The 1,526-nt window shown below is 76.7% G+C and carries 2 protein-coding genes; both read right to left on the reverse strand.

Translation table 11 applies throughout. From position 1 onward, the window contains the following. The coding region (locus AB0O00_RS38995) for an ABC transporter ATP-binding protein (RefSeq protein ID WP_363659414.1) at positions 1-215 on the reverse strand (215 nt) is incomplete at its 3' end. Beyond that, complete coding sequence (locus tag AB0O00_RS39000; RefSeq protein WP_363659415.1) at positions 215-1,273, reverse strand: iron ABC transporter permease; 1,059 nt, start codon at positions 1,271-1,273, stop codon at positions 215-217. The genes AB0O00_RS38995 and AB0O00_RS39000, both read right to left, overlap by 1 nt. Positions 1,274-1,526 lie beyond the last annotated feature (253 nt).

Raw genomic sequence — 1,526 nt, forward strand, 5'->3', positions numbered from 1 at the left:
CGCGGCGCGTGCGCGTGCCGGTCGTCGCCGCCCACCCGGACGGCCCCGGCGGCGGGCCGCAGCGCCCGGTAGACGCAGCGCAGCAGCGTCGACTTCCCGCTGCCGTTGGGCCCGACGAGCCCCACCACCTGCCCGGCGGTGGCTTTCACGGTGACGTCGTGGACGAGCCGGGTGCCGGTCAGCTCGACCGAGACGGAGTCGAGGGCGAGGTCCATCAGCGGCCTCCGAACGCGTAGCCGCGACGGCGCATCAGCAGCAGGAAGCAGGGCACCCCGAGCACCGCGGTGACCACCCCGACGGGCAGTTCGGCGGGCGCGAGGAGGGTGCGCGAGACGATGTCCACCCAGACCAGCAGCAGCGCCCCGGCGAGCGGCGCGACCAGCAGCACCCGGCGGTGCCCGGCGCCGACCAGCATCCGCGCGAGGTGGGGGACCATCAGCCCGACGAAGCCGATCGCGCCGCTGACGGCGACGACCGTGCCGGTGACGGCGGCGGTCACCACGAACAGCTCGCGGCGCAGCCGGTCGGGGTCGACGCCGAGCGAGGCGGCGGTCTCGTCGCCCATGGCCAGCGCGTCCAGCCGACCGGCGGCGAGGAGGAGATAGCCGAGCCCGGCCAGCACGGTCGCGGCGGCGATCGGCACCGAACCCCAGGTCGCGCCGCCGAGGCTGCCGAGCAGCCACATCATGGCGTCGCGGGCGGCCTCGCCGCGGGCGGCGGCGAAGACCATGAGCGCGGTCAGCGCGGAGAAGCCGTACGAGAGGGCGGTGCCGGTGAGCACGAGACGCAGCGGGGTGAGCCCGAAGGCCGTCCGCGCGGCCAGGTACACGAGCACCATGGCGAGCAGCGCGGAGCCGAACGCGGAGGCGGAGATCGCCCACACGCCGAGCGAGGCGAAGGCGCCGAGCAGCAGGACGGCGTTGGCGCCGACGGCGGCGCCGGAGGAGACACCGAGCACGAACGGGTCGGCGAGTGCGTTGCGCACGAGGGCCTGCACGGCGACCCCGGTGGCGGCGAGTCCGGCGCCGACCACGGCGGCCAGGACGGTGCGCGGCAGCCGGATCTCCCAGACGATGGCGTACGCGGCGGCCTCCTCGGCCTCCAGCCGACCGCCCGTCAGCCCGGCGCCGAGCAGCCGCAGGACGCGGGACCAGCCGAGTCCGGCGGAGCCGAGGGCCACGCCGCACGCGAGGGAGAGCAACAGGGCGGCGGCCAGGCCGGCGGCGAGGGGCACGGCGGGTGTGCGGCGGGAGTCCGGTGGGCTACTACTCACGAAGCGGGTGCCTTGCCTCGGGCCGCGGGTGTGCCGGGGCGGGCGCCGGCCGGGCGGGCCCGGGCGCCATCCCCTCGCAGTCCGCGGCGAGTTGTCGGGAGTTCAGCGGCCGGGGGCGATCGGGCTGGCACGGCCCCTGGGGCCTGTCGCCGAACTCCCGCCTGCCGGGCGACGCCTGGGCACGCGCCTCGCTGCGTTGTCGTCGGTCGCCGATGCTCCGCATGGACTCCCTCCTCCGCCTTGCGATGCACGC

Source organism: Kitasatospora sp. NPDC093558 (assembly GCF_040683475.1).
Taxonomy (GTDB): domain Bacteria; phylum Actinomycetota; class Actinomycetes; order Streptomycetales; family Streptomycetaceae; genus Kitasatospora.